This window comes from Bacillus sp. JKS001846 (assembly GCF_900176455.1).
GTDB classification, from domain to species: Bacteria; Bacillota; Bacilli; order Bacillales; family Bacillaceae_G; genus Bacillus_A; species Bacillus_A cereus.
The window spans coordinates 212,501-215,000 of the sequence record NZ_FWYG01000001.1; the positions used below are offsets into that span (position 1 = coordinate 212,501).

Genomic DNA, 2,500 nt, shown 5'->3' on the forward strand with positions numbered 1-2,500 from the left:
CTACCACTGAACTACTTCCGCAAGACATGTTTGAGATATTTTATTAAAAGTGCGGGTGAAGGGAGTCGAACCCCCACGCCAAAGGCGCTAGATCCTAAGTCTAGTGCGTCTGCCAATTCCGCCACACCCGCATATTAATTAAAATGGTGAGCCATGAAGGACTCGAACCTTCGACCCTCTGATTAAAAGTCAGATGCTCTACCAACTGAGCTAATGGCTCTTACAATAAAAACTGGTGCCGACTAGAGGACTTGAACCCCCAACCTACTGATTACAAGTCAGTTGCTCTACCAATTGAGCTAAGTCGGCTAAATGGTGGAGGATGACGGGATCGAACCGCCGACCCCCTGCTTGTAAGGCAGGTGCTCTCCCAGCTGAGCTAATCCTCCGGATTGCCTGGCAACGTCCTACTCTCACAGGGACAAGGTCCCAACTACCATCGGCGCTAGAGAGCTTAACTTCCGTGTTCGGTATGGGAACGGGTGTGGCCTCTCTGCCATCATTACCAGACTGTATTCATTTAAGACAAGAATCATTGTAACTCATTTAACTTTTAAAGTCAACAAGTTTTTTATATTCTTTCAAAACTAGATAACATTGCTTCATATTATATGGTTAAGTCCTCGATCTATTAGTATTCGTCAGCTCCACATGTCACCATGCTTCCACCTCGAACCTATCAACCTGATCATCTTTCAGGGATCTTACTAGCTTACGCTATGGGAAATCTCATCTTGAGGGGGGCTTCATGCTTAGATGCTTTCAGCACTTATCCCTTCCGCACATAGCTACCCAGCTATGCCCTTGGCAGAACAACTGGTACACCAGCGGTGCGTCCATCCCGGTCCTCTCGTACTAAGGACAGCTCCTCTCAAATTTCCTACGCCCACGACGGATAGGGACCGAACTGTCTCACGACGTTCTGAACCCAGCTCGCGTACCGCTTTAATGGGCGAACAGCCCAACCCTTGGGACCGACTACAGCCCCAGGATGCGATGAGCCGACATCGAGGTGCCAAACCTCCCCGTCGATGTGGACTCTTGGGGGAGATAAGCCTGTTATCCCCGGGGTAGCTTTTATCCGTTGAGCGATGGCCCTTCCATGCGGAACCACCGGATCACTAAGCCCGACTTTCGTCCCTGCTCGACTTGTAGGTCTCGCAGTCAAGCTCCCTTATGCCTTTGCACTCTACGAATGATTTCCAACCATTCTGAGGGAACCTTTGGGCGCCTCCGTTACACTTTAGGAGGCGACCGCCCCAGTCAAACTGCCCACCTGACACTGTCTCCCGGGTCGATAAGACCCGTAGGTTAGAATTTCAATACAGTCAGGGCGGTATCCCACCAGCGCCTCCACCGAAGCTAGCGCTCCGGTTTCAATGGCTCCCGCCTATCCTGTACAAACTGTACCAAAATTCAATATCAGGCTACAGTAAAGCTCCACGGGGTCTTTCCGTCCTGTCGCGGGTAACCTGCATCTTCACAGGTACTATAATTTCACCGAGTCTCTGGTTGAGACAGTGCCCAAATCGTTACACCTTTCGTGCGGGTCGGAACTTACCCGACAAGGAATTTCGCTACCTTAGGACCGTTATAGTTACGGCCGCCGTTTACTGGGGCTTCAGTTCAGAGCTTCGCTTACGCTAACCCCTCTCCTTAACCTTCCAGCACCGGGCAGGTGTCACCCCCTATACTTCGCCTTACGGCTTCGCAGAGAGCTGTGTTTTTGCTAAACAGTCGCTTGGGCCTATTCACTGCGGCTTTCCGTTAAGAAAGCACCCCTTCTCCCGAAGTTACGGGGTCATTTTGCCGAGTTCCTTAACCAGAGTTCTCTCGCACACCTTAGGATTCTCTCCTCGCCTACCTGTGTCGGTTTGCGGTACAGGCACCTTTTATCTCGCTAGAAGCTTTTCTTGGCAGCGGGGAATCAAAGACTTCGCTCCATAAGGAGCTTCCCCATCACAGCTCAGCCTTCACGATAAGCGGATTTGCCTACTTATCAGCCTAACTGCTTGGACGTGCACAACCAATCGCACGCTTCTTCTATCCTTCTGCGTCCCTCCATTGCTCAAACGATAAAGAGGTGGTACAGGAATATCAACCTGTTGTCCATCGCCTACGCCTGTCGGCCTCGGCTTAGGTCCTGACTAACCCTGAGCGGACGAGCCTTCCTCAGGAAACCTTAGGCATTCGGTGGACGGGATTCTCACCCGTCTTTCGCTACTCATACCGGCATTCTCACTTCTAAGCACTCCACCAGTCCTTACGGTCTGACTTCACTGTCCTTAGAACGCTCCCCTACCACTGATACCATTGGTATCAATCCGCAGCTTCGGTGGTGTATTTAGCCCCGGTACATTTTCGGCGCAGAGTCACTCGACTAGTGAGCTATTACGCACTCTTTAAATGGTGGCTGCTTCTAAGCCAACATCCTAGTTGTCTAAGCAACTCCACATCCTTTTCCACTTAATACACACTTTGGGACCTTAGCTGGCGGTCT

At 51.0% G+C, this 2,500-nt stretch carries 5 tRNA genes and 2 rRNA genes (2 of these 7 cut by a window edge); all 7 read right to left on the bottom strand.

Annotated elements, in window-relative coordinates:
• A tRNA-Gly gene (locus tag B9A45_RS01250) sits at nt 1-21 on the bottom strand; it reaches 54 nt to the left of the window's first position.
• Between the two features lie 29 nt (nt 22-50).
• Nucleotides 51-131 (bottom strand) — tRNA-Leu (locus B9A45_RS01255).
• 13 nt (nt 132-144) lie between these two features.
• Nucleotides 145-220 (bottom strand) — tRNA-Lys (locus B9A45_RS01260).
• Between the two features lie 13 nt (nt 221-233).
• Nucleotides 234-309 (bottom strand) — tRNA-Thr (locus B9A45_RS01265).
• A gap of 4 nt (nt 310-313) precedes the next feature.
• Nucleotides 314-389 (bottom strand) — tRNA-Val (locus B9A45_RS01270).
• Between the two features lie 5 nt (nt 390-394).
• Nucleotides 395-510, bottom strand: a 5S ribosomal RNA gene (gene rrf / locus B9A45_RS01275).
• A 101-nt stretch (nt 511-611) separates the two neighbouring features.
• Nucleotides 612-2,500: ribosomal RNA gene (locus B9A45_RS01280) — 23S ribosomal RNA — on the bottom strand; it runs 1,033 nt beyond the window's last position.